Origin of the sequence: Agrobacterium larrymoorei (assembly GCF_005145045.1) — a bacterium.
Lineage (GTDB): Bacteria > Pseudomonadota > Alphaproteobacteria > Rhizobiales > Rhizobiaceae > Agrobacterium > Agrobacterium larrymoorei.
In genome coordinates this window covers 658,807-679,374 of the sequence record NZ_CP039692.1, presented here as the reverse complement: position 1 = coordinate 679,374, position 20,568 = coordinate 658,807, and the positions used below count along the sequence as shown (strand labels likewise).

The 20,568-nt window shown below is 57.3% G+C and carries 23 protein-coding genes; 15 read left to right on the top strand and 8 right to left on the bottom strand.

From position 1 onward, the window contains the following. Positions 1–72: 72 nt before the first annotated feature. The 6 genes from CFBP5473_RS17445 to CFBP5473_RS17420 all read left to right on the top strand — a co-directional run bounded on the left by CFBP5473_RS17445 (position 73) and on the right by CFBP5473_RS17420 (position 6,333). Complete coding sequence (locus CFBP5473_RS17445) at positions 73–1,308, top strand: ABC transporter substrate-binding protein (RefSeq protein ID WP_027674992.1); 1,236 nt, start codon at positions 73–75, stop codon at positions 1,306–1,308. Positions 1,309–1,437: 129 nt separating this feature from the next. After that, a complete protein-coding gene (locus CFBP5473_RS17440; protein WP_027674993.1) occupies positions 1,438–2,340 on the top strand; it encodes a carbohydrate ABC transporter permease in 903 nt (300 codons plus the stop codon). Then, the gene (locus CFBP5473_RS17435; protein ID WP_027674994.1) at positions 2,333–3,274 is read left to right on the top strand and encodes a carbohydrate ABC transporter permease; all 942 of its coding nucleotides are present in this window, start codon (positions 2,333–2,335) and stop codon (positions 3,272–3,274) included. The genes CFBP5473_RS17440 and CFBP5473_RS17435 overlap by 8 nt, the downstream gene beginning before the upstream one ends. Before the next feature lie 6 nt (positions 3,275–3,280). Next, positions 3,281–4,369 carry an ABC transporter ATP-binding protein gene (locus tag CFBP5473_RS17430; protein WP_027674995.1) on the top strand — a complete coding sequence of 363 codons (1,089 nt, stop codon included), beginning with the start codon at positions 3,281–3,283 and terminating at the stop codon, positions 4,367–4,369. Positions 4,370–4,412: 43 nt separating this feature from the next. Continuing rightward, the gene (locus tag CFBP5473_RS17425) at positions 4,413–5,174 is read left to right on the top strand and encodes a sugar phosphate isomerase/epimerase family protein (RefSeq protein WP_027674996.1); all 762 of its coding nucleotides are present in this window, start codon (positions 4,413–4,415) and stop codon (positions 5,172–5,174) included. A gap of 25 nt (positions 5,175–5,199) precedes the next feature. Beyond that, the gene (locus tag CFBP5473_RS17420; RefSeq protein ID WP_027674997.1) at positions 5,200–6,333 is read left to right on the top strand and encodes a Gfo/Idh/MocA family protein; all 1,134 of its coding nucleotides are present in this window, start codon (positions 5,200–5,202) and stop codon (positions 6,331–6,333) included. 91 nt (positions 6,334–6,424) lie between these two features. Here the strand turns inward: CFBP5473_RS17420 and CFBP5473_RS25105 are convergent, their stop codons facing one another. Further along, positions 6,425–6,571 (bottom strand): hypothetical protein, encoded by a 147-nt coding sequence (locus tag CFBP5473_RS25105; protein WP_169696898.1) that lies wholly within the window; start codon positions 6,569–6,571, stop codon positions 6,425–6,427. A gap of 311 nt (positions 6,572–6,882) precedes the next feature. On the opposite strand from CFBP5473_RS25105, the gene queC reads away from it, so the two are divergent. The 5 genes from queC to CFBP5473_RS25100 all read left to right on the top strand — a co-directional run bounded on the left by queC (position 6,883) and on the right by CFBP5473_RS25100 (position 9,365). Continuing rightward, on the top strand, positions 6,883–7,593 hold the full coding sequence (queC, locus tag CFBP5473_RS17415) for a 7-cyano-7-deazaguanine synthase QueC (RefSeq protein WP_027674998.1): 711 nt from the start codon (positions 6,883–6,885) through the stop codon (positions 7,591–7,593). Then, complete coding sequence (gene queD / locus CFBP5473_RS17410) at positions 7,593–7,961, top strand: 6-carboxytetrahydropterin synthase QueD (protein WP_027674999.1); 369 nt, start codon at positions 7,593–7,595, stop codon at positions 7,959–7,961. The genes queC and queD overlap by 1 nt, the downstream gene beginning before the upstream one ends. Then, positions 7,958–8,695, top strand: coding sequence for a 7-carboxy-7-deazaguanine synthase QueE (gene queE / locus CFBP5473_RS17405; protein ID WP_027675000.1), 738 nt, complete (start codon positions 7,958–7,960; stop codon positions 8,693–8,695). The genes queD and queE overlap by 4 nt, the downstream gene beginning before the upstream one ends. Positions 8,696–8,847: 152 nt before the next feature. Further along, a complete protein-coding gene (locus CFBP5473_RS17400; protein ID WP_027675001.1) occupies positions 8,848–9,042 on the top strand; it encodes a hypothetical protein in 195 nt (64 codons plus the stop codon). 167 nt (positions 9,043–9,209) lie between these two features. Then, on the top strand, positions 9,210–9,365 hold the full coding sequence (locus tag CFBP5473_RS25100) for a hypothetical protein (RefSeq protein ID WP_169696897.1): 156 nt from the start codon (positions 9,210–9,212) through the stop codon (positions 9,363–9,365). A 4-nt stretch (positions 9,366–9,369) separates the two neighbouring features. Here the strand turns inward: CFBP5473_RS25100 and CFBP5473_RS17395 are convergent, their stop codons facing one another. After that, positions 9,370–9,915, bottom strand: coding sequence for a DNA-3-methyladenine glycosylase (locus CFBP5473_RS17395; RefSeq protein WP_027675002.1), 546 nt, complete (start codon positions 9,913–9,915; stop codon positions 9,370–9,372). Positions 9,916–10,012: 97 nt separating this feature from the next. On the opposite strand from CFBP5473_RS17395, the gene CFBP5473_RS17390 reads away from it, so the two are divergent. From CFBP5473_RS17390 to CFBP5473_RS17380, 3 genes are all read left to right on the top strand, one after another. Beyond that, positions 10,013–10,792, top strand: a complete 780-nt coding sequence (locus tag CFBP5473_RS17390) for an SDR family oxidoreductase (RefSeq protein ID WP_027675003.1) — start codon at positions 10,013–10,015, stop codon at positions 10,790–10,792. Positions 10,793–11,001: 209 nt separating this feature from the next. After that, entirely contained in the window at positions 11,002–12,006 is a 1,005-nt protein-coding gene (locus CFBP5473_RS17385; RefSeq protein WP_234881879.1) for a L,D-transpeptidase family protein, read from the top strand. 22 nt (positions 12,007–12,028) lie between these two features. Continuing rightward, positions 12,029–12,751, top strand: a complete 723-nt coding sequence (locus tag CFBP5473_RS17380) for a L,D-transpeptidase (RefSeq protein WP_413228985.1) — start codon at positions 12,029–12,031, stop codon at positions 12,749–12,751. 25 nt (positions 12,752–12,776) lie between these two features. On the opposite strand, the gene CFBP5473_RS17375 is transcribed toward CFBP5473_RS17380, so the two are convergent. The 3 genes from CFBP5473_RS17375 to CFBP5473_RS17365 are packed head-to-tail and all read right to left on the bottom strand — an operon-like array spanning position 12,777 to position 15,701. Beyond that, a complete protein-coding gene (locus CFBP5473_RS17375) occupies positions 12,777–13,805 on the bottom strand; it encodes a histidine kinase dimerization/phosphoacceptor domain -containing protein (RefSeq protein WP_106389373.1) in 1,029 nt (342 codons plus the stop codon). 7 nt (positions 13,806–13,812) lie between these two features. After that, a complete protein-coding gene (locus tag CFBP5473_RS17370; RefSeq protein WP_027675007.1) occupies positions 13,813–14,250 on the bottom strand; it encodes a response regulator in 438 nt (145 codons plus the stop codon). Continuing rightward, a complete protein-coding gene (locus CFBP5473_RS17365; protein ID WP_027675008.1) occupies positions 14,247–15,701 on the bottom strand; it encodes a sensor histidine kinase in 1,455 nt (484 codons plus the stop codon). The genes CFBP5473_RS17370 and CFBP5473_RS17365 overlap by 4 nt, the downstream gene beginning before the upstream one ends. A gap of 266 nt (positions 15,702–15,967) precedes the next feature. On the opposite strand from CFBP5473_RS17365, the gene CFBP5473_RS17360 reads away from it, so the two are divergent. Then, positions 15,968–17,149, top strand: coding sequence for a low temperature requirement protein A (locus CFBP5473_RS17360; RefSeq protein ID WP_027675009.1), 1,182 nt, complete (start codon positions 15,968–15,970; stop codon positions 17,147–17,149). On the opposite strand, the gene CFBP5473_RS17355 is transcribed toward CFBP5473_RS17360, so the two are convergent. Genes CFBP5473_RS17355 through CFBP5473_RS17345 form a run of 3 tightly spaced genes read right to left on the bottom strand, consistent with a single transcriptional unit; the run spans position 17,150 to position 20,561 of the window. Further along, positions 17,150–17,971 carry a sugar phosphate isomerase/epimerase family protein gene (locus CFBP5473_RS17355; protein WP_027675010.1) on the bottom strand — a complete coding sequence of 274 codons (822 nt, stop codon included), beginning with the start codon at positions 17,969–17,971 and terminating at the stop codon, positions 17,150–17,152. Between the two features lie 3 nt (positions 17,972–17,974). Further along, on the bottom strand, positions 17,975–19,396 hold the full coding sequence (locus CFBP5473_RS17350; RefSeq protein ID WP_027675011.1) for an enolase C-terminal domain-like protein: 1,422 nt from the start codon (positions 19,394–19,396) through the stop codon (positions 17,975–17,977). 1 nt (position 19,397) lies between these two features. Then, positions 19,398–20,561, bottom strand: a complete 1,164-nt coding sequence (locus CFBP5473_RS17345; protein WP_027675012.1) for a dihydrodipicolinate synthase family protein — start codon at positions 20,559–20,561, stop codon at positions 19,398–19,400. Positions 20,562–20,568: the final 7 nt, after the last annotated feature.

Sequence of the window (20,568 nt, the reverse complement as noted above, 5' to 3'; positions counted from 1 at the left end):
CTTTGCCCTGTTGCACAACGAATATGATTCGCATACGGTTTTACGGCAACGTTTCAGTGAGGGAGGAGACTCATGCGCATTCGTTCTATCCTGACCGCCTTGGCGGCAAGTGTTATACTGCCGGCGGGCATTGCCGGAGCGACGGATCTTGAAGTAACGCATTGGTGGACATCGGGTGGCGAAGCCGCTGCGGTGGCTGAACTTGCCAAGGCTTTTGATGCAACCGGTAATAAATGGGTGGATGGAGCCATTGCCGGTTCCGGCGGCACGGCGCGCCCTATCATGATCAGTCGCATCACCGGCGGCGACCCTATGGGTGCCACACAGTTCAACCATGGCCGTCAGGCTGAAGAACTGGTGCAATCCGGCCTGATGCGTGACCTTTCCGACGTTGCCGAAAAGGGCAAATGGAAGGAAGTGATCAAGCCGGCAAGCCTGCTCGACAGCTGCACTATCGATGGCAAGATTTACTGCGCGCCGGTCAACATCCACTCCTGGCAGTGGCTGTGGCTTTCCAATGAAGCCTTCAAAAAGGCTGGCGTGGAGGTTCCGAAGAACTGGAATGAATTCATCGCCGCAGGTCCTGCATTGCAGAAAGCGGGCATCCAGCCGCTGGCGCTCGGTGGTCAGGCGTGGCAGGCAAACGGTCTTTTCGATACGCTGACCCTGTCGCTCGGCGGCAAGGACCTCTACGAGAAGGTTTACAAGGATAAGGACGCCGAAGTGGCGGCGGGCCCGGAGATGGCGAAGATTTTCGCTGCCGCCGATGAGGCGCGCAAGCTTGCCAAGGGCTCCAACGTACAGGACTGGAACCAGGCAACCAACATGGTCATTACCGGCAAGGCTGGCGGCCAGGTCATGGGTGACTGGGCACAGGGCGAGTTCCAGCTGGCCGGTCAAAAAGCCGGGACGGATTATTCCTGCCTTCCGGGCCTTGGCCTCAATGAATATCTGACGACCGGCGGCGACGCCTTCTACTTCCCGCTGCTCAAGGACGAAGCAAAGTCCAAGGCGCAGGAGGTTCTGGCTGAAACCATCGTCGATCCAAAAACGCAGGTTGCCTTCAACCTCAAGAAAGGGTCGCTGCCTATCCGTGGCGACGTGGACCTCAATTCGGCAAACGATTGCATGAAGAAGGGTCTTGCCATTCTTTCCAAGGGCAACGCGCTCACCAGCACCGACCAGTTGATTTCTGCCGATACGCAGAAGCAGAAGGAAGACCTGATGGCTGAATTCTTCGCGAGTTCGTCCATGACGGCTGCTGATGCGCAGAAACGCTTCGCGGGCATTATCTCCTCCGCCGACTGAGGATCAATCGAGCGAAACCGGCAGGCCGAAAACCTGCCGGTCTCTCACCGAATATGGTGCTTTAATTGCACCTGTAACGATGTAGTCGATGTTTTCGGCGCATCCGGCAACGATTGATAGGAGTGTCAAATGGCGGCAAAAAGCCATTCCGGGCGTCCAAACCAGTTATTTCGCAATCTCAATTCCAAGATTGCATCTATTCCTTTGATACTGACCGCAATGGTCATCTTTTTAGGGGGCACGATCTGGACGGTCGTTTATTCTTTCACCAATTCCAAGCTGCTTCCGCGGGCGACCTTCATTGGTTTCGAGCAATATGAACGCCTTTGGGCGGCCCCGCGATGGATCGTCTCTATCCAGAACCTCGCCATTTACGGCGTGCTGTCGCTTATCTTCAGCCTCGTCATCGGCTTCGTGCTTGCGGCATTGATGGACCAGAAGATCCGGTTCGAAAACACCTTCCGCACGATCTTCCTTTATCCCTTTGCGCTTTCTTTCATCGTCACCGGCCTTGTCTGGCAGTGGCTGCTCAATCCGGAATTCGGCATTCAATCCGTCGTGCGCTCCATGGGCTGGGAAAGCTTCACCTTCGATCCGCTCTACAATTCGCAGATCGTGATTTACGGCATTCTCATTGCGGCGCTCTGGCAGGGCACGGGCCTCGTCATGTGCCTCATGCTCGCAGGCTTGCGTGGCATCGATGAGGATATCTGGAAAGCTGCGCGGGTGGACGGTATTCCCATGTGGAAGACCTATCTTCTGATCGTCATTCCCATGATGCGTCCGGTCTTCATCACCACTCTCGTCATCATCGCCAGCGGCATCGTCAAGGTTTACGATCTCGTGGTGGCGCAGACCAGCGGCGGTCCGGGCATCGCCTCGGAAGTGCCTGCGAAATACGTTTATGACTATATGTTCCAGGCACAGAATCTGGGGCAGGGCTTCGCGGCTTCCACCATGATGCTTCTCACCGTCGCCATCATCATCATTCCATGGGCTTACCTCGAATTCGGAGGGCGCAAGCGTGGCTAATATCAGCACTCTCAATACCGTTGCCGCTGGCGCGGATGCCGTTTCCGATCAGCTGAGCGGCCCTCGCGGGCGCAAACCGCGCAAGACGCTGTCGCGTCGAAACATCATTCTCTACGGCACGCTCATAGTCGCAGCGCTTTACTATCTGCTGCCGCTCTACGTGATGGTCGTCACATCATTGAAGGGCATGCCGGAAATCCGTCTCGGCAACATCTTCGCGCCGCCGGTGGAAATCACCTTCGAGCCCTGGGTCAAGGCATGGGCCAATGCCTGCACGGGTCTGAACTGCGATGGTCTGTCGCGCGGCTTCTGGAATTCCGTTCGCATCATGGTGCCATCGACAATCGTGTCGATCCTGATTGCCTCGGTCAGCGGTTACGCGCTCGCCAACTGGAAGTTCAAGGGCTCGGAATTCTTCTTCTCGATCCTGATCATCGGCGCCTTCATTCCCTATCAGGTGATGATCTATCCGATCGTTATCGTTCTGCGTGAACTGGGCGTCTATGGCACGCTCACCGGCCTTGTCATCGTGCATACCATTTTCGGCATGCCGATCCTGACGCTGCTGTTCCGCAACTACTTTGCAGGCCTGCCGGAAGAACTCTTCAAGGCCGCGCGCATCGATGGAGCGAATTTCTGGCAGATTTACTTCCGCATCATGTTGCCCATGTCGCTGCCCATCTTCGTCGTGGCGATGATCCTTCAGGTCACCGGTATCTGGAACGACTTCCTCTTCGGCGTCGTGTTCACAAGGCCGGAATATTATCCGATGACGGTTCAGCTCAACAACATCGTCAACTCGGTTCAGGGCGTGAAGGAATACAACGTCAACATGGCTGCAACGCTTCTGACGGGTGCGGTTCCTCTGTTGGTTTACTTCGTTTCAGGTCGACTTTTTGTCCGTGGCATCGCCGCCGGTGCAGTCAAAGGGTAAATTTCCATGAATAAAAGCGTTTCCATTCGCGATTTGTCTCTGTCATTCGGCGCGGTCAACGTGCTGTCCAACCTCAATCTCGATATTTACGACGGCGAGTTTCTGGTTCTTCTCGGTTCTTCCGGTTGCGGTAAATCCACGCTCCTCAATTGTATCGCAGGCCTGCTGGAACCCACGGACGGGCAGATTTTCATCAAGGACCGTAACGTGACCTGGGAAGAGCCCAAGGATCGCGGCATCGGCATGGTGTTCCAGTCCTATGCGCTCTATCCGCAGATGACGGTCGAAAAGAACCTGTCCTTCGGCCTTCAGGTGGCGAAAATTCCGAAGGACGAGATCGACCGCCGCGTCAAACGCGCGGCTGGCATCCTGCAGATCGAGCCGCTTCTGAAGCGCAAGCCAGCGGAGCTTTCCGGTGGTCAGCGCCAGCGCGTCGCCATCGGGCGTGCACTGGTGCGCGATGTGGACGTGTTCCTCTTCGATGAACCGCTGTCCAACCTCGATGCCAAGCTGCGGTCTGAACTGCGCGTGGAAATCAAGCGTCTGCACCAGTCGCTGAAGAACACGATGATTTACGTTACACATGACCAGATCGAAGCGCTGACGCTGGCGGATCGTATCGCCATCATGAAAAGCGGTGTGATCCAGCAGCTGGACGATCCGGTCTCGATTTACAACAAGCCACGAAACCTTTTCGTCGCCGGCTTCATCGGCTCGCCATCCATGAATTTCCTGCGCGGCGAACTTGCGCAGAAGGATGGCAAGACGGTTTTCGTCACCAATGGCGTCAGCTTCACGCTGGATGGTTACGAGTCCTCATCACCGCTCACGCCCGGCAAACGCGCCGTTCTCGGCGTTCGCCCGGAGCATGTTCGCGTCGATGCGGATATTACCGGCGGTGAAGTGCACGAGGCTGTGGTTGATATCGAAGAGCCCATGGGCGCGGACAATCTGATCTGGCTGAAACATGCCGGACATACGCTGTCCGTTCGTGTCGGTGGCCACCGTCGGTTTGCGCCCGGCACCAAGGTCAAGCTCGCTTTCGATATGACCATGGCATCCCTTTTCGATGCGGAAACGGAAGACCGCATCTGACCTTTCCACTCCCACCAGATAGTCCCAATGTCAGGAGAGACATATGACGAAACTTGGCTTTCAACTTTACAGCGCGCGCAATTTTCCGCCGCTTTCCGATGTTCTGAAGAAGCTGGCCGCAGCGGGCTACGCCCATGTGGAAGGCTTCGGCGGCATTTACGGCACCATGGATGAGGCAGCCTTGAAAGGACTGCGCGCCGATCTCGATGCCAACGGCCTTACCATGCCGACAGGCCATTTCGGTCTCGACATGCTGGAAAACGATAAGGAGCAGGCGCTGCGGATCGCCAAAACACTTGGCATTCAGGCGATCTATTGCCCCTATCTTCTGCCGGATCAGCGCCCCGGCGATGCTGCTGGCTGGTTCGCATTCGGCAAGCGGCTTCAGGAAGCAGGAAAGCCTTATCGCGATGCCGGAATTTCCTTCGGCTGGCACAATCACGATTTCGAATTCGCCACGCTGGATGACGGCTCCACTCCGCAGGAGCAGATCCTCGCAGGCGGTCCCGATCTGGAATGGGAAGCCGATATTGCCTGGATCATCCGCGGCAATGCCGATCCTCTCGCCTGGATCGAAAGCTATGGCAAGCGCATCACCGCCGTCCATGTCAAGGACATCGCGCCTGCGGGCGAGAACAAGGATGAGGATGGCTGGGCTGATGTCGGCCACGGCACCGTCGACTGGAAGGGCCTCGTTGCGGCGCTCAAGAATACGGCAGTCAAGTATTACGTGGTCGAGCACGATAATCCGAACGATGCGGACCGGCTGATCACACGCTCCATCGCTTCCTTCAACGCATATTAATAGAGACCATTCGGAGTCACATATCATGGCCAAGGAACTTGGCGTCGGCATCATTGGATGCGGCAATATTTCAACCACCTATTTCGCGCTTTCGCCTTTATTCAAAGGGTTGAAAGTTCTCGCCTGCGCGGACCTGAACCGAAGTGCCGCAGAATTGCGTGCCGAGGAATTCGGTGTAAAAGCGCAGTCCATCGAGGAACTGCTGGCAAATGACGAGATCGACGTCGTCGTCAACCTCACCATTCCGGCAGCGCATTTCGAGGTTTCGAAAGCAATTCTCGAGGCCGGAAAGCATGTCTATTCGGAAAAGCCTCTGGTCTTGAGCCTTGAGGAAGGCGAGGAGTTGCGCCGTATCGCCACGGCTAAAAATCTCGCCGTCGGCTGCGCGCCGGATACGTTTCTGGGTGGCGCGCATCAGCTTGCCCGTAAATATATCGATGATGGCGCAGTCGGTCGCATCACATCCGGCACATGCCACGTCATGAGCCCCGGCATGGAGATGTGGCACCCCAATCCCGGCTTCTTCTTCCTGAAGGGCGGCGGCCCGATCCTCGATCTCGGCCCCTATTATATCGCCAACCTCATCAACCTCATCGGTCCGGTAAAGCGTGTGGGTGCCTTGACGACGATGGCGAACCCGACGCGCACGGTGACAAGCCAGCCGCTCAACGGTCAGACCATTCCGGTGGAAACGCCCACCAACATCCATGCGTTGCTGGAATTCGTGAACGGCGCGACAATCACGCTTTCTGCAAGCTGGGACGTCTGGTCTCACCGCCATGCCAATATGGAACTCTACGGCACCGAGGGTTCACTCTACGTGCCGGACCCGAACTTCTTCGGCGGTGTGGTCGAAGCCAGTGGTCGCAACAAGGATATCCAGCCGCTGGAGGACTGGAACCATCCCTTCGGCATCGCCAATCAAGAAAGCCCGAACGGCCCGCGCGCCAATTATCGCACGGCGGGTCTGGCAGACATGGCCATGGCCCTGATCGAAGGCCGCGATGCGCGTTGCTCGCTGGATCGTTCGCTCCACGGTATCGATGTCATGACTGCGATCCTGAAATCGGGTGAGGAAGGCCGCTTTATCGAACTTTCCACCACCTGCACCCAGCCAGCAGCGCTCGGTGTCGAAGAAGCGCAGTCGCTTCTGCGATAATCGTTTTGTCAGTAAAAAGCCCGGCGCGCTCAGCGTGCCGGGCTTTATTACAACAGGCATGGGATCGGGCGGCGATCCAGCCGTTGCAAACCTAAAAACTCAACCAGTGCGGCATGCCTCTTAGCATCCAGATCAGGAAAACAAGCGGGGCGGTACCAACCACCGCAACCGCAATTCCCAGTGCCGTCAGAAACAGCACAACGATCAAATGGCGGCGAGAGGCCGTCGTGCTAGTCACGAACGCGTGCTCCGACAAGCCCGCGGATCATCAGCGTGAAATAGAGGCTCCCGGCAATTGCCATCAGCAAGGCGGTGCCGATCGTCATCAGATCGCTGGCGTTCATGTCTTCATCCTCTCAAATATCGTGAGGTGAGAATAATTCAGGCTCTTTGCCCGCCTATGTCCCGATTGTTTCGTCTTGTTGCTGGGATAAGGAAATTTCGTGGCATCTCCACGCCAAGCATAATCGCTTCACAAGTGGTGCTCTTTGCTTTAGAAGCGCCAAATCCGGTCGCAGCCCACCCGGTCAAAACAAGGGATCCCAAACTATGAAAACCATCGTCATCTGCTCCGGCGGATTGGACTCCGTTTCGCTTGCGCACAGAATTGCTGCGGAACACGAGCTGCTCGCCCTGCTTTCCTTCGATTACGGCCAGCGCCATAAGAAGGAACTGGATTTTGCCGCCGCATGCGCCACGCGTCTCGGCGTACCGCATCACATCATCGATATCCGCACCATTGGTGCCCATCTCACTGGCTCGGCCTTGACCGATGATGTTGACGTGCCGGATGGCCATTATGCGGAGGAGACGATGCGTTCGACCGTCGTGCCGAACCGCAATGCCATCATGCTCACCATCGCCTTCGGTCTTGCCGCTGCACAGCAGGCGGATGCGGTGGCGATTGCCGTGCATGGCGGTGATCACTTCATCTACCCCGACTGCCGCCCTGGCTTCATCGATGCCTTCAACACCATGCAGGCGCATGCGCTTGAAGGTTACGCAAACGTCAAGCTCTACGCGCCCTATGTCACCGTCACCAAGGCCGCTATCGTGACGGATGGCGCGCGGCATTCCACGCCATTTGGTGAAACATGGTCTTGCTACAAGGGCGGCATTCGCCATTGCGGTCGCTGCGGCACCTGCGTTGAACGCCGGGAAGCATTTCATCTGGCGGGCGTCAATGATCCGACCGACTATGAAGACCCGGATTTCTGGGTGGCCGCCACCAGCGCCTATGCGGCGCAGGAGGTGCGCTGATGTTTCGCATCACCAAGGAATTTCACTTTTCCGCTTCGCATCAGCTGAAAGATTTACCTGCGGATCATCAATGCGCACGGCTGCACGGGCATAATTACATTGTCGAAGTGGAGCTGGCAGGTGAGGAGCTGAACGAACATGGTTTCGTTCGCGATTACCATGAGCTTGCACCCCTCAAGCGCTACATAGACGATAGTTTCGATCATCGTCACCTGAACGACGTCCTGGGGCATGACATGGTCACGGCAGAGCGTCTGGCCAAGCATTTCTACGACTGGTGCAAGGAACGCCTGCCGGAAACCAGCGCCGTCCGTGTCAGCGAAACCGCCAAGACATGGGCCGAATACCGCCCGGCAGTGCAGCCATGAGTGCTGCGAAAGAAGCGCCGATCCGCATCAGCGAAATCTTCGGACCTACCATCCAGGGCGAGGGCCTGCTGATCGGTCTGCCGACCGTTTTCGTGCGCACCGGCGGCTGCGATTATCGCTGTTCCTGGTGCGATACGCTCCATGCGGTGGATAGCGATTATCGCGAGGACTGGAAGCCTTCATCCGTGGATGAAATCTGGGCGGAGGTAACGGAGCTCTCCGGCGGCAAGCCGATCACCGTTTCGCTTTCAGGCGGCAACCCCGCAATCCAGCCGCTCGGCCCGCTCATCCAGAGAGGGCATGCGGAGGGTTACACCTTCGCGCTGGAAACGCAGGGCAGCGTATCGAAGGATTGGTTCGCCGATCTGGATTATCTCGTTCTCAGTCCCAAACCGCCCTCCAGCGGAATGGAAACGGACTGGCAGGCGTTCGAAAACTGTCTTGCCGCGGCTGGCGACCGGCCAAAAATCGCTCTCAAGGTTGTCGTCTTTGATGACGCGGATTTTGCTTATGTCAGGGAAGCGGCACAACGCTTCCCACAGCTTCCGGTGTATCTCCAACCCGGCAACCATACCCCTCCGCCACCGGATGATGACGACGCGACGGTGGATGTCGATGGCATCATGGACCGCATGTTGTGGCTGGTGGAAAAGGTGGCGTCCGAGCGGTGGTTCGAGGCGCGCGTGCTGCCCCAGCTGCATGTTCTGCTATGGGGAAACCGCCGCGGCGTCTGATCTTTTGCGCAAGGGCCAAATCTTCCTGTTCATCATAACGATTTGTAAAAATAACGTGTTATAAGATTGTGTTATGACACGTCGGGTTTGAGGCTATGAGGAGGGAACGTAGCGTCATCTGATGCGTTAGATATTTCGAATGGGAGGAAGCCATGTTCGATTTCTTGAAAACGACTCAGGCCATCATTGATCAGGACGAGGAAACCGGCACTTACGCCGATGCCTTGCTTCAGGTTCCCGAAATGCAGCTCACCCGCAACGCCGCTCGCGAATATGGCCATGACTCCCATACGCGTGATTATGGTGATCAACGCGAAGTTGCGCGCAGCTCGCTCGGCTTTGCCTGAATTTGAGCGATTGAAGGCAACCATCTCCGCGCTGAGGGCGTTGATTTCACATGCCTAGGATGGCGGGCAGCCTGATCCAGATGAATGGATCGATCCGGCGAACCTAGTGGACCGGACGACGATCTCGAAGATCGGCTGCCCGCACAAGCTTGGAAGGCGAAAATCCCATGAGTATCATCCCTACAGAGCCGACCCCAAACCAGCCACCCATTCCGCCAGACCCGGAATTCCCACCGGTCAAAGAGCCGGAGCCCGATAGGCTCCCTGATGAAGTGCCGGAACCCAACCCGGACGAAAACGACGAACCTCCGAAAGTTTTCTGATCTGTTATTTGAAAGGCTTGCTCAAAAAAGGTGAGCCCTTCAGGCCGAAACGCCAGGGCAAATCCATTGCCTTGCTGATGCCGATCCTCGGCCCCGCCACTATAGCCGCTTCTCTTGCCGCACGCCGCAACAAGATCGGCGCTTCCAAAAGCGAAATCCCGTCTGCTTCCCCGGTAATACCCAGTGCCTGACAAAGCTTGCCAGGCCCGGAGCAGAGCGATCGAAGTACATCCGTCCCTCTTCTAACTTTCATCAAATCCAGCCCGGTCGTGGGCTCCAGCGCGCGGATCAGCACCGCAGAGCCGGATGTGCAGACCAGATTTGCGCACCAGTGGATGCCGTAGGAGCGGTAGACATATAGATGGGCAGGAGGCCCGAACATTACGCGATTGCGCTGTGTCGGCCCATTGAAGCTGTGCGAAGCCGGGTCGTCAGGCCTGTAGGCTTCAGTCTCGACAATGATGCCACCGGTATTGTGAAAACGAAACTCCATGCCGATCAGTTCTTCGGCGACGGTCACGGCATCTCGGGCGAAAAAGGATTGATCCATGCGAGAGAGTTTTACCCGCTGACGCGCGGGGAACAACCCGTTTTCTGAGCGGTTTACGGACATGGATTTCCCAGACACTCAAATAGGAGACGACCGGATGAAGCCTGAAAAAGTCGCGCTGGTTACGGGAGCAGGCTCGGGCATCGGCAGAGCATCCGCGCTGGCGCTCGCGGCTGAAGGCTATGCCGTCGGTGCGCTCAGCCACACGCCGGATGAGATCGAGAAGCTTGTCGAAGAGATACGTGATAAGGGCGGTAAAGCCATAACTCTGGTCGCAGACGTATCCGAAGAAAACGAGATGGCGAAGGCCGTGGAAACGCTGATCAAGACCTTCGGTCGTCTCGATACGGTGGTTGCGAATGCCGGGATAAACGGGGTCTGGGCTCCTATCGATGATTTGAAGACCGAAGAGTGGGATAAGACCATCAACGTCAATCTGCGCGGCACCTATCTCACCATCAACAAAACAGTGCCTCATATGAAAAATGCCGGTGGCGGATCGATCATCATCGTGTCCTCCATCAATGGCACGCGAACCTTCACCTCACCGGGCGCCACGGCCTATTCGGTAACGAAAGCCGGGCAGCTTGCCATGGCCCAGCAATTGGCGCTGGAACTCGGACAGCACAATATTCGCGTCAATGCCGTGTGCCCCGGCGCTATCGAAACCTCCATCGATGACAACACGCACATTCGGGATGCGGATGAGACAGAGGTGCCGGTGGAGTGGCCGGAAGGGGATATCCCGATCACCGGCGGCAAGGCAGGGCGTGCCGACGAGGTGGCTGATCTCATCGTGTTTCTGGCCAGCGATAAGTCTCGTCACATCACCGGTTCACCGGTCTGGATCGATGGCGGGCAGGGGCTTTTGCGATGAGGCCAGAGGCTTCGTGCGCAAAACTCACTTCCTTGTGTTCGTATGATTAACGAACTCGTAACGTAAATTCACGACTCTTTGTCCAGTTGGGTGATTGCCGTTATGCGGTCACCTTCTTTATTTACGACACCGCGTAGAGAGACGGGCAAAGACGTTCCATGAGCAATTCACTTCTTTCGGGTTTCGCATTCACGAAGCTTCGAAACATTATGATGTCATCATCGAAGGCAGCGGCGATTGTCGCGCTGTGCGCGTCGCTTGCCGCCTGTACGTCCATGGGTTTCGATAGCGCTTCCAAGGAGCCGCCGAAGCTTTCCTCCAAGGCCATCGCCGCCATGTCCTCCAAGGGCATGAAGCCGGAAAGCCCTGTTCTGGTGAGAATTTTCAAGCAGGAGAGCGAGCTCGAAGTCTGGAAGGTAGACAAGACCGGCAACTACGCGCTGTTAAAGGCATATCCCATGTGCCGCTGGTCCGGTAAGCTCGGACCGAAGACGAAGAGCGGCGACCGTCAGGCACCGGAGGGCTTCTACCATGTCTCTTCCGGCATGCTGAACCCCAATTCGCAATATTACGTGTCCTTCAATCTCGGCTATCCGAACCGGCTTGAATCGGCGCTTGGCTATACGGGCGAGGCGCTGATGGTGCATGGCGCCTGTTCTTCCTCCGGCTGTTACGCCATGACCGACCAGCAGGTCGGAGAGATTTATGCGATTGTCGAGCGCGCCCTGAAGGGCGGGCAGGATCGCTTTCAGGTTCAGGCCTATCCCTTCCGCATGACGGCAAAGAACATGGCCGCGCATAAGGACGATCCGAATTTCGCCTTCTGGCGCACGTTGAAGGATGGCTACGATTACTTCGAGATCACGAAGCGTCAGCCAAAGGTTTCGGTTTGCGGACGCCGTTACGTCTTCAATACCGAGTTTTCCGGCGGAGAGCCGGCGGATCCGCTTGCGGCCTGCCCGCCAGCCATGAGCCAGCCGGACCCGGCGGTGGCAGCCCGCCTCACGGCGGAAAAACAAAAGCTTGATGTCGCGATGGCGGAAGGAACTTCAAGCGCGCTCAGTGCTTATGTCGATGGCGGAATGCACCCCAGCTTCCGTGCACTTTTGAAAAGCAGCGGCGCGAAAGACATGGCCGGAAAGGTATCCGGCACGAAATACCCGATAAGCCGCCCGGATGCGGCGCTTGCCGACCCGTTTTCGGCTGGACGATAAGAGTTGATGAGGATCTGGATTGATTAAGAATGAAACCACGCGCCGGAGCTTTCTGCTGGGCACCGGCGGATTGGCGCTGACGGCCCTTGGCGGCTGCACCACCACGCCGCGTGAAACAGTGGAAGTGCGCCCCAAATTCGATCCTTATTATGCGGAAGTCTACGGTCCGAAGCCGGACGAGCAGTTCCCGCTACCCGCCATTCCCTATGAGAAGATCGACCGCCGCTTCTATCGCCAGATGGTGGACAATCCCACCGGTGAGCGCCCCGGCACAATCGTCGTGGATACCGCGAACCACTTCCTCTATCTCACCTATGAGAATAATCAGGCCATGCGTTATGGCGTCGGTCTCGGTCGTCAGGGCTTCGAATGGTCGGGCAGGGGCGTCATTCAGTACAAGCGCCAGTGGCCGCGCTGGACACCGCCCGATGAGATGATCGCGCGCCAGCCGGAACTTCAACCCTACAGCTCCGCCAATGGCGGCATGGCTCCCGGGCTCATGAACCCGCTTGGCGCACGCGCGCTCTATATCTTCAAGGATGGTCAGGACACGATCTATCGTCTTCACGGTTCGCCGGAGTGGTGGACCATCGGCAAATCGGTTTCATCCGGCTGCGTGCGCCTGATGAATCAGGATATCGTCGATCTCTACAACCGCGTACCGGATGGAACGCCTATCGTCGTGACGTCGCTTGCACCTCCGGCGGCAGCGCCGGTGGTTGCCGGACTGCCCGGCGCTTATTGATGTGATGAAAAGGTGAGGGAGCGTCTTACAGCGCTTCCCACTCCACGCAAATCCGCGTGCCGGAATGTGGCTTGAGTGCGCCCTGTTCGATGGTCGCCTTCAGGCTCTGGGCCATAGCCGAGATCAGCTTGGTGCCGAGACCTGTTCCCTTCGGCTTCGCGCCCGCCTGCATGCCGACGCCATCATCTTCGACAGTCAGCTGAATTTTGTCGTCCTGTCGTCTCAGCGCAATGCGAATATCGCCGGTCGTGCCAGGATAGGCATATTTAAGCGCGTTTGTCGTAAGCTCAGTGACGATAACACCAAGCGCCACCGCCTGATCGGGCGCTGCCTTGATGGTTTCCATATCGGTCTTGATGCGGATTTTATCGCTGTCCGGAACGGATTTCGCCAGTTCGTTGATGATGGACGAGAGATAATGGTCGAGGTCCACCACGCCCATATTGTCGGCAGTGTAAAGGCTGCGGTGAACCCCTGCGATTGCTGAAATGCGGCTCTGCGTTTCCATCAGCGCCGTGCGCGCCTCTTCCGTCGAGGCAGCGTTCATCTGCATGCGGATCATCGCGGAAACAAGCGAGAGACTGTTGGCGATGCGGTGGTTCATCTCCTTCGCCATCAGCTCGGCCCGTTCCTTGGCCTGAACCAGAAGCCGCTCCGTCTCTTCCTTTTCCTTGCGCAGCTGGAAGTTCGCGCAGGCCTGCTGGATGGATGTCAGCAATAGCGGAAAGAAATCGTCGGCAACCGTCTTGATCACGTAATCCGCAGCACCCGCTTTCAGCGCATCGATGGCGATCTGCGCTTCGCTCGCACCCGTCACGTAAAGAACGGGAATTTCGCGGCTGTGATCGCCTATCGCGTTCAGAAACTGAAGGCCGGTGCCGTTCTGGAAATAATGGTCCAGCACGACCGCATCGAAGCGACCGGCATTGAACTTTTCCAGACCAAGGGCAACAGATGGCGCATGCTCTACCTGAACGTCGTGCCGACCCAGCACCCGCGTAGCAAGCTTCGCGAGAGTAGGGTCGTCATCGACATAAAGTACCTGCAACGCCATCACGCCTTCATGGAACCTGTATCACTGAGAAGAAGAGGCCGAGGTTTCTGATAGCAGTTGCGAATCCCTCGTAATCAACTGGCTTCGTGATATACACGTTTGCGCCGAGATCGTAACATTTTTGTATTTCGGACTCGTCGTCCGTCGTGGTCAGAACGACGACAGGCAAGCGCTTCGTGTGCTCGTTGCTCTTGATCTGTTCAAGGATCTTGATGCCGGACATATCCGGCAGGTTGAGGTCCAGCAGGATCAGAAGGTAGCGATCCTTGCTCACCATGCCATCGCGGCTGGGGCCGAGAATGTAATCCAGCGCCTTGTTGCCAAGGGTGAATGGCACGATGTCGTTGTTGACGCCTGCGCGGCGCACATTCTTTTCGATAAGGCGCGCATGCCCTTCGTCATCTTCGATCATGACGATCGTGACTTCCTGGCCTGTCGTTTTCATATGTCGTTACCTCGTGTGATTTTTCGGAGGTCCGTCGGCAAAGTCAGCTGGAAGGTACTTCCCTTGCCAAGTTCCGAGGCGACCGTAATGTCTCCACCTAAATTTCTTATTAGCGAACGCACATGAGCAAGGCCAATTCCCTCGCCGGGCTGATCCTGATCGCCCGCGCGGCGGAACAGTTCGAAAATCCGCTCAAGATCGTCATCCGCAATGCCGCGACCATTATCGCTTATATCCACCCGCACGATGCCGCGACCCTGCGGCAGGATTCGGGCCGAAATCTGCAAGGGACGGCCTGGCATCTGGTATTTGACGGCGTTGTCGAAGAGGTTGCCGAGAATCTGGTCGAGTGAAATGCGGTCACTGATGACGGTGAAGGGCTGCACATCGACATTGATCTCGCCATCGACGGCGGTCACCTGATGCTGAACGCTGGCGCCGGCATTGGCCAGAAGCTCCTTCAGGTCCACCTTTTCCGCCTGCAGCTTGCGGCGTCCGTCGCGGGAAATCTTCAGGATTGCGTTGATCAACTGGTCCATCTTGCGGGTGGAAGACCGGATGAAGCCGATTGCCTCCGGCAAATCCTCTTCCACGGCAAGGCGGGCATCCTTGATTTCCGTATCGGAGAGCTTGGCACCATCGGCCAGCACATAGGCCTCGATTGGTTTCAGCGAAGCTTCGAATTCCGAAAGGAAGCCCATGATGTTGACCAGTGGCGCGCGCAGATCGTGAGTCACGATATAGGCAAAGCGCTGGATTTCCTGATTGGCGCGGATCAGATCGCGGGTGCGCTCATTGACGCGCTCTTCCAGTCCCTGGTTCAGTGCCGCCACTTCCTCGCGCGAGCTCATCAGTTCGCGGACATATTTTGCAATCAGCGTCAGCGCGCCGCCGACCACTGCGATAATAGCGATGGCGCCGCCAATCGTCACCCAGCGCAGATTGCTCGCCGCGCTCAACTGTTCGGATACGATCACCCGCAGGCGGTCATCCGTCATGTCTTGGTAGTAATCGAGCGTTTCGCGGATGTCGCGCATATACATGAGGCCGGTGTCGGCTCGCACGATGTCGATTGCCGCATCCGCCTGTCCCGCATTGACGAGATCGAGGGTGCGGCCGATTTCTTCCAGCTTGGCATCCAGCGCCGTTTGCAAACGCGGCAGGCTGGACATGTAGGCGGGCCGGTTGCCGATACGCTCGACTAGACGCGCACGTTTTTCGGCAAGGTTCTGCAAAGCATCGCGATAGGGCGCAAGATATTCCTCGCGACGCGTCAGCAGGTATCCGCGCTGACCCGTTTCAGCATCCTGCATGGTCGTCAGAACATCCAGAATGGAAGCGCGCACCCGGCGCAGCTCAGCTGTTTCCTGCGAATAGCGGTCATTGGACTGCACGAGCCACAGCGATGCGCCGACCATTCCGATGAGGAGCGCAACACCCAAAGCGAGCATGACGAGCGTGCGGCGCACGAATGGAGACAAATTGACCAATGACTTCCCCGGCAATCACAAGCGTACGGTAACTAGGTATATGAGTGTGTTTATGCAAGTTTCCGAATAGTTTCCACAAGCAATGTACGATTTCCGACCAAAGTCCGGTGGAGAACCGCCCTCGTCTGGAACAAATTTTCCCGATGGACTGTTGTTGCTGCGCTGAGCCATCATTCGGGGAATGAAATGTTGTGGTTCTGCGCGCCAGCATTCATTCAGGGACGCAAATGACAGACACTGCACAGAGCGGCTGGATTCGGTCTGAGGACGAGGAGTCGACCAAGGCGACTTTTCCCGAGCTTTTCTTCGATCTCGTCTTTGTCTTTGCCATGATCCAGCTGTCGCAGACGCTGTCGAAGGATTTCGGCGCAACGGCGCTGCTCGAAGCCGCCATCCTCATCCTTGCGCTCTGGTGGCTCTGGGTTCACACGACCTGGCTGACGAACCTCCTGAACACGGACAAGGGTCCGGTGCGGATGCTCCTCTTCGCGCTGATGTTCGGCGGCGTGCTTTTGGCAATTGCATTGCCAAAGGCGTTTTCGGATCAGGGGCTTATTTTTGCGTCCATCTACACCGTCATGCAGCTCACGCGCTCGCTGTTCGGGCTCTATGTCTTCAAGGGTGTCGATCACGGCAATTCCCAGACCTTTGGCCGCATCACGGTGTGGCTGCTGGCCTCCAGCGCCTTCTGGATTTCCGGAGGCCTGACAGACGACCTTATGCTTCGTATTGCCTTGTGGATGGTCGCAATAGCCATCGAATATATCGGCCCGCTGGCGCGTTACGCCGTTCCGGGCCTCAAGGCGCATGAGGACGAGCAGCTTCTTCTTTCAGGCGAACATCTGGCCGAACGATGCGCGCTCTTCGTCATCATCTGCCTTGGCGAAACCATCCTGACGACGGGCAAGACGGCGACGGAATATATGAATTCCAGCCTGACCTTCGTTGTCTTCTGCTCCGCCTTTTCCAGCACCGTATTCATGTGGTGGATTTATTTCCATCACGGGCAGGAGCAGGTTTCCGAAAAGGCAGAGGAGACGGCGGAACCGGAACGCATCGCGCAGAACCTGTTCAATTACGGCCATCTGCCAATCATCGCGGGCATCATCCTGACGGCAGTCGGAGAGGATTTCAGCCTTTCGCATAGCTATGAGCATTCCACCCTGCGGGAAACGCTTGCCATTATCGGCGGACCGATCCTCTTTCTGGCCGGGAATATCGGCGTGAAGGTCGCGGCCTCCCATGTGCGGCCAGTGTCGCACTTCGTTGGCATTGCCGTTCTTGCAGCACTTCTTTTGATCCCCGCCGTGCCGCTTTACGCACTCCAGATCGCCAGCGCGTCCATCCTGTTTCTGGTCGCCCTTTGGGAATATGTGGCACTCAGGAAGCACGCGCCAGCGGTGGCGTGATCAGCAGACGGTGCGATAACGCTCGACAACGGTCGTCAGCACCTCGTCAATCGGTTTGGCGTTCCAGTTATAAGAGAAGATTTCCACCTCCTGCGGCCCGAAGAATCCGGCCTTTTCGATCATACTGCGGAAACCCTTGAGGTCGATAACGCCGTCTCCCATCATGCCCCGGTCGTTCAGCGGGTCGGTGGTCGGCACCAGCCAGTCGCAAATGTGGTGCGCAAGAATCTGGTTGTTGCGCCCGGCGCGGGCAACCTGCTCTTCCACTTCTGGGTCCCACCAGACATGGTAGACATCGATTGCAACACCGGTGCCTTCGCCCAGCCTGTCGCAAAGATCGAGTGATTGCTTCAGCGTATTGAAGCAGGCGCGATCCGCCGCGTAAAAGGGATGCAGAGGCTCGATGGCCAGCGGCACGCCTGCGGCTTTCGCGTAAGGCAGAAGCTCGGCCATGCCGTCTTCCACCATCTGCCGCGCACCGCGAATATCCTTGGAGCCTTTGGGCAGGCCACCCACCACGAGAACGAGGCAGTTGGCATTCATTGCAGCCGCTTCGTCCACGGCACGCTTATTGTCGTCTATGGCCTTGCGTCTGCCATCTTCATCTATGGCCGGAAAGAAACCGCCGCGGCAGTGGCCGCTTAAGCGGATGCCGTTTTCCGAAACAATGCGCGCCGCCTCTTCAAGACCCACGCCCTGCACATGTTCGCGCCAGGGGGAGATGGTGGTGATGCCCTGCTTCAGGCAGGCATCCACCATCACGCCGAAAGAGCCACCCTGCTTGATGGTAGCGAAATTGATCGAGAGACCTTCAAGGCTCATTCTTCATCCTCCCTGCTTCAATGTCTGAAACGTTGCCCGCGCCGCCTCCTCGGCGACACCGAGACCGATTGCTCCGATGACCGACGCCAAGCACAGCGTGCCATCCTTTATCTTGAGGCGCGCACGGCCTGCCGAATCCCGATAGACGTCACGATGCGCTTCAAGCCAGACGGCATTTTCCACCCGCGAAGCACCCTGCATTCCGTCGACATAATGATGTCCGTTGCGCTCTATGTGCTCGAGCCCGAGCAGAACCGCCAGGGCCAGATCCTGCTGGACGGCAATGCCTGCCTGCGTCGTCAAATCCTCTGCAGACATGAAATAGCCGCGGCCTGTTTCGGCGTTCCACTTCTCCACCCGCGCCCGGTTCAGCAAAGAGCGATAGAAGCCCTTGCATGATTTCGAAGAGACGCCGAGATAACCCTGCCGTTTGGCTTCGAGAAAGGCCTCCGGCGTTCCGTCGGATTCATCGATTTCAAGCGCCACCCGTTTTGCAAGGTCTGTCACCGGCTGTGAGAGCGCCACGGCACGCGCAATGGGTTGCTCCACGAACAATAGCGAGCTTCGAAGGCGTTGAAGCGCAGGCTCGTTCTCGATGCGATCCATGAGATCGATCACCGCCGCTTCATTCTCGAACTGCTCGTTGCCGTCCAGCGTAACCTGATATTCAGGCAGTTGTTCAAGCACCGCAGCAATCGCCTTCAGCCGTTCCGTATCTTCCTGCGGCCTGCCGGAAACCTTCAGTTTGAAATAGCGGATGCCATAAGTGTCGATTTCCTCCTGAAGGCATTCGGGCAGGCCATCATTTTTACGTGGCCCGGCAATATCCTCAGGCATCAGCGGATCGACGTAACCAACCGTATGACGAAGATGGATTTGGTCGCGCGGCCTGAGACCACTTAAAAATGCCGGAATATCGAAACCATCGAGATCCGGCGTGGTAGAACTATCGATGGCAGACAGATTTTGCCGGATGGCATCTGCCACCGAAATATCGTTCAGCCTGCAAAGCCCGTCCAGAATTGCCCGATCCACCAAAGCCAGCCCGAAGGAGGCGATGAGGCCATTCAGCCCTTCCGCCGCCGCGCAGCTATGCTGCTGCGGTTCCAGCTGCGCGTGAATGGCAAAGGCCGTTGCGGCATCTGCTTTTTTAGCAAGGTCCACCGCCATATGAACGGAGCGGCGCAACTGTTCTTCATTATCCGCATTGCTGAGGCTTGGATTTTTGTCGAACCATTTCGGCACCATCAGTTCCGCCGCATAGCCGGTTGCTATCCGCCCATCGACATCTTCCACGGTGAGGGCGAGAAAGATTTGCGCAGCCTCCGTCACCGTTGCCGCACCGAAGCGGAATGGCATGCGCATGGAAAGCCGCCGCTCATGAATGGCGGCGTCCGCTACTTTCAGAACGGGAGGGTGCGCCATCTCAATGGACACCCCGCACGGCCAGTATTTCCTTCATCCTGCGTGCAGCATCGTCCGGGTCTGCCAGCACATTGGCCTTGTCCGCCAGGCGGAACAGTTCAGAAAGATGCATTGTGGAGCGCGTGCTTTCCTGCCCACCTATCATGGTAAAATGGTCCTGCAATCCGTTGAGATATGCCAGAAACACGACCCCCGTTTTGTAAAAGCGGGTAGGGGCCTTGAAGATGTGGCGGGAGAGCGCCACCGTCGGCTCCAGAATATCGAAAAACTCGTTATCCGCACCGTTCTTCAAGCTGGCAAGCGCCTTGGAGGCGGCAGGCGCTATGGCATCGAAAATGCCGAGCAGCGCATCCGAATGCCCTTCATCGTCTCCGGCAATCAGTTCCGCATAATTGAAGTCGTCGCCCGTGTACATCCGCACGCCTACTGGCAGACGGCGGCGCATCACGATTTCCTTTTCCTTGGAAAGCAGCGAAATCTTGATGCCGTCGATCTTTCCGGCATTGGCCATGATCATCTCAAGGCAGGTCTCCATTGCAGCCATGTGGTCGCCAGAACCCCAATAGCCTTCCAGCGCCGGATCGAACATTTCCCCGAGCCAGTGGATAATGACCTTGTCATTGGCGCGTGCCAGCACGCGGGCATAGGTTTCCAGATAATCGTCGGGGGAGCGTGCGCTGGCAGCAAGCGCGCGGCTTGCCATCAAAATCACCCTGCCGCCTTCTCCCTGCACGAAATCCAGCTGTTCGTGGTAGGCGTCCACAATCTGGTCGAGGCTGTAGCCGGTGCCGGTCAGGTGGTCCGTTCCTACGCCGCAGGCGATCAGAGCATCCGTGCGTGTCGCGGCCTCTTTCAGTGAGCGGGAGATCAACTCCTGCGCCTGCGGCCACGCCAGACCCATGCCGCGCTGGGCAGTGTCCATCGCCTCGGCAACGCCAAGCCCCAGATCCCAGAGACGGTGGCGGAAGCGCAGTGTGCCATCCCAGTCGATAGCCGGTGTCAGCCATGGGTCGTTATCCGCAAAGGGATCGGCCACCACATGCGCTGCGGCAAATGCCACGCGGTTGAAGTCGGACGCGCTCCGCTTTTCAAGTGCAATCGGGTTTCCCGTCAGCTTGTAGAGTTCAATCGAGCGATCATCTTTGGGTAGCTTGAGTTCGGTCATTTCCGCT

What these genes read in the sequence shown, in the direction of transcription:
- CFBP5473_RS17445 (WP_027674992.1), top strand. Translation starts at nt 73, where the DNA reads ATGCGCATTCGTTCTATCCTGACCGCCTTGGCGGCAAGTGTTATACTG.
- CFBP5473_RS17440 (WP_027674993.1), top strand. Translation starts at nt 1,438, where the DNA reads ATGGCGGCAAAAAGCCATTCCGGGCGTCCAAACCAGTTATTTCGCAAT.
- CFBP5473_RS17430 (WP_027674995.1), top strand. Translation starts at nt 3,281, where the DNA reads ATGAATAAAAGCGTTTCCATTCGCGATTTGTCTCTGTCATTCGGCGCG.
- CFBP5473_RS17425 (WP_027674996.1), top strand. Translation starts at nt 4,413, where the DNA reads ATGACGAAACTTGGCTTTCAACTTTACAGCGCGCGCAATTTTCCGCCG.
- CFBP5473_RS17420 (WP_027674997.1), top strand. Translation starts at nt 5,200, where the DNA reads ATGGCCAAGGAACTTGGCGTCGGCATCATTGGATGCGGCAATATTTCA.
- queC (WP_027674998.1), top strand. Translation starts at nt 6,883, where the DNA reads ATGAAAACCATCGTCATCTGCTCCGGCGGATTGGACTCCGTTTCGCTT.
- queD (WP_027674999.1), top strand. Translation starts at nt 7,593, where the DNA reads ATGTTTCGCATCACCAAGGAATTTCACTTTTCCGCTTCGCATCAGCTG.
- queE (WP_027675000.1), top strand. Translation starts at nt 7,958, where the DNA reads ATGAGTGCTGCGAAAGAAGCGCCGATCCGCATCAGCGAAATCTTCGGA.
- CFBP5473_RS17400 (WP_027675001.1), top strand. Translation starts at nt 8,848, where the DNA reads ATGTTCGATTTCTTGAAAACGACTCAGGCCATCATTGATCAGGACGAG.
- CFBP5473_RS25100 (WP_169696897.1), top strand. Translation starts at nt 9,210, where the DNA reads ATGAGTATCATCCCTACAGAGCCGACCCCAAACCAGCCACCCATTCCG.
- CFBP5473_RS17395 (WP_027675002.1), bottom strand. Translation starts at nt 9,915, where the DNA reads ATGGATCAATCCTTTTTCGCCCGAGATGCCGTGACCGTCGCCGAAGAA.
- CFBP5473_RS17390 (WP_027675003.1), top strand. Translation starts at nt 10,013, where the DNA reads ATGAAGCCTGAAAAAGTCGCGCTGGTTACGGGAGCAGGCTCGGGCATC.
- CFBP5473_RS17385 (WP_234881879.1), top strand. Translation starts at nt 11,002, where the DNA reads ATGATGTCATCATCGAAGGCAGCGGCGATTGTCGCGCTGTGCGCGTCG.
- CFBP5473_RS17375 (WP_106389373.1), bottom strand. Translation starts at nt 13,805, where the DNA reads ATGGCGTTGCAGGTACTTTATGTCGATGACGACCCTACTCTCGCGAAG.
- CFBP5473_RS17370 (WP_027675007.1), bottom strand. Translation starts at nt 14,250, where the DNA reads ATGAAAACGACAGGCCAGGAAGTCACGATCGTCATGATCGAAGATGAC.
- CFBP5473_RS17365 (WP_027675008.1), bottom strand. Translation starts at nt 15,701, where the DNA reads ATGCTCGCTTTGGGTGTTGCGCTCCTCATCGGAATGGTCGGCGCATCG.
- CFBP5473_RS17360 (WP_027675009.1), top strand. Translation starts at nt 15,968, where the DNA reads ATGACAGACACTGCACAGAGCGGCTGGATTCGGTCTGAGGACGAGGAG.
- CFBP5473_RS17355 (WP_027675010.1), bottom strand. Translation starts at nt 17,971, where the DNA reads ATGAGCCTTGAAGGTCTCTCGATCAATTTCGCTACCATCAAGCAGGGT.
- CFBP5473_RS17350 (WP_027675011.1), bottom strand. Translation starts at nt 19,396, where the DNA reads ATGGCGCACCCTCCCGTTCTGAAAGTAGCGGACGCCGCCATTCATGAG.
- CFBP5473_RS17345 (WP_027675012.1), bottom strand. Translation starts at nt 20,561, where the DNA reads ATGACCGAACTCAAGCTACCCAAAGATGATCGCTCGATTGAACTCTAC.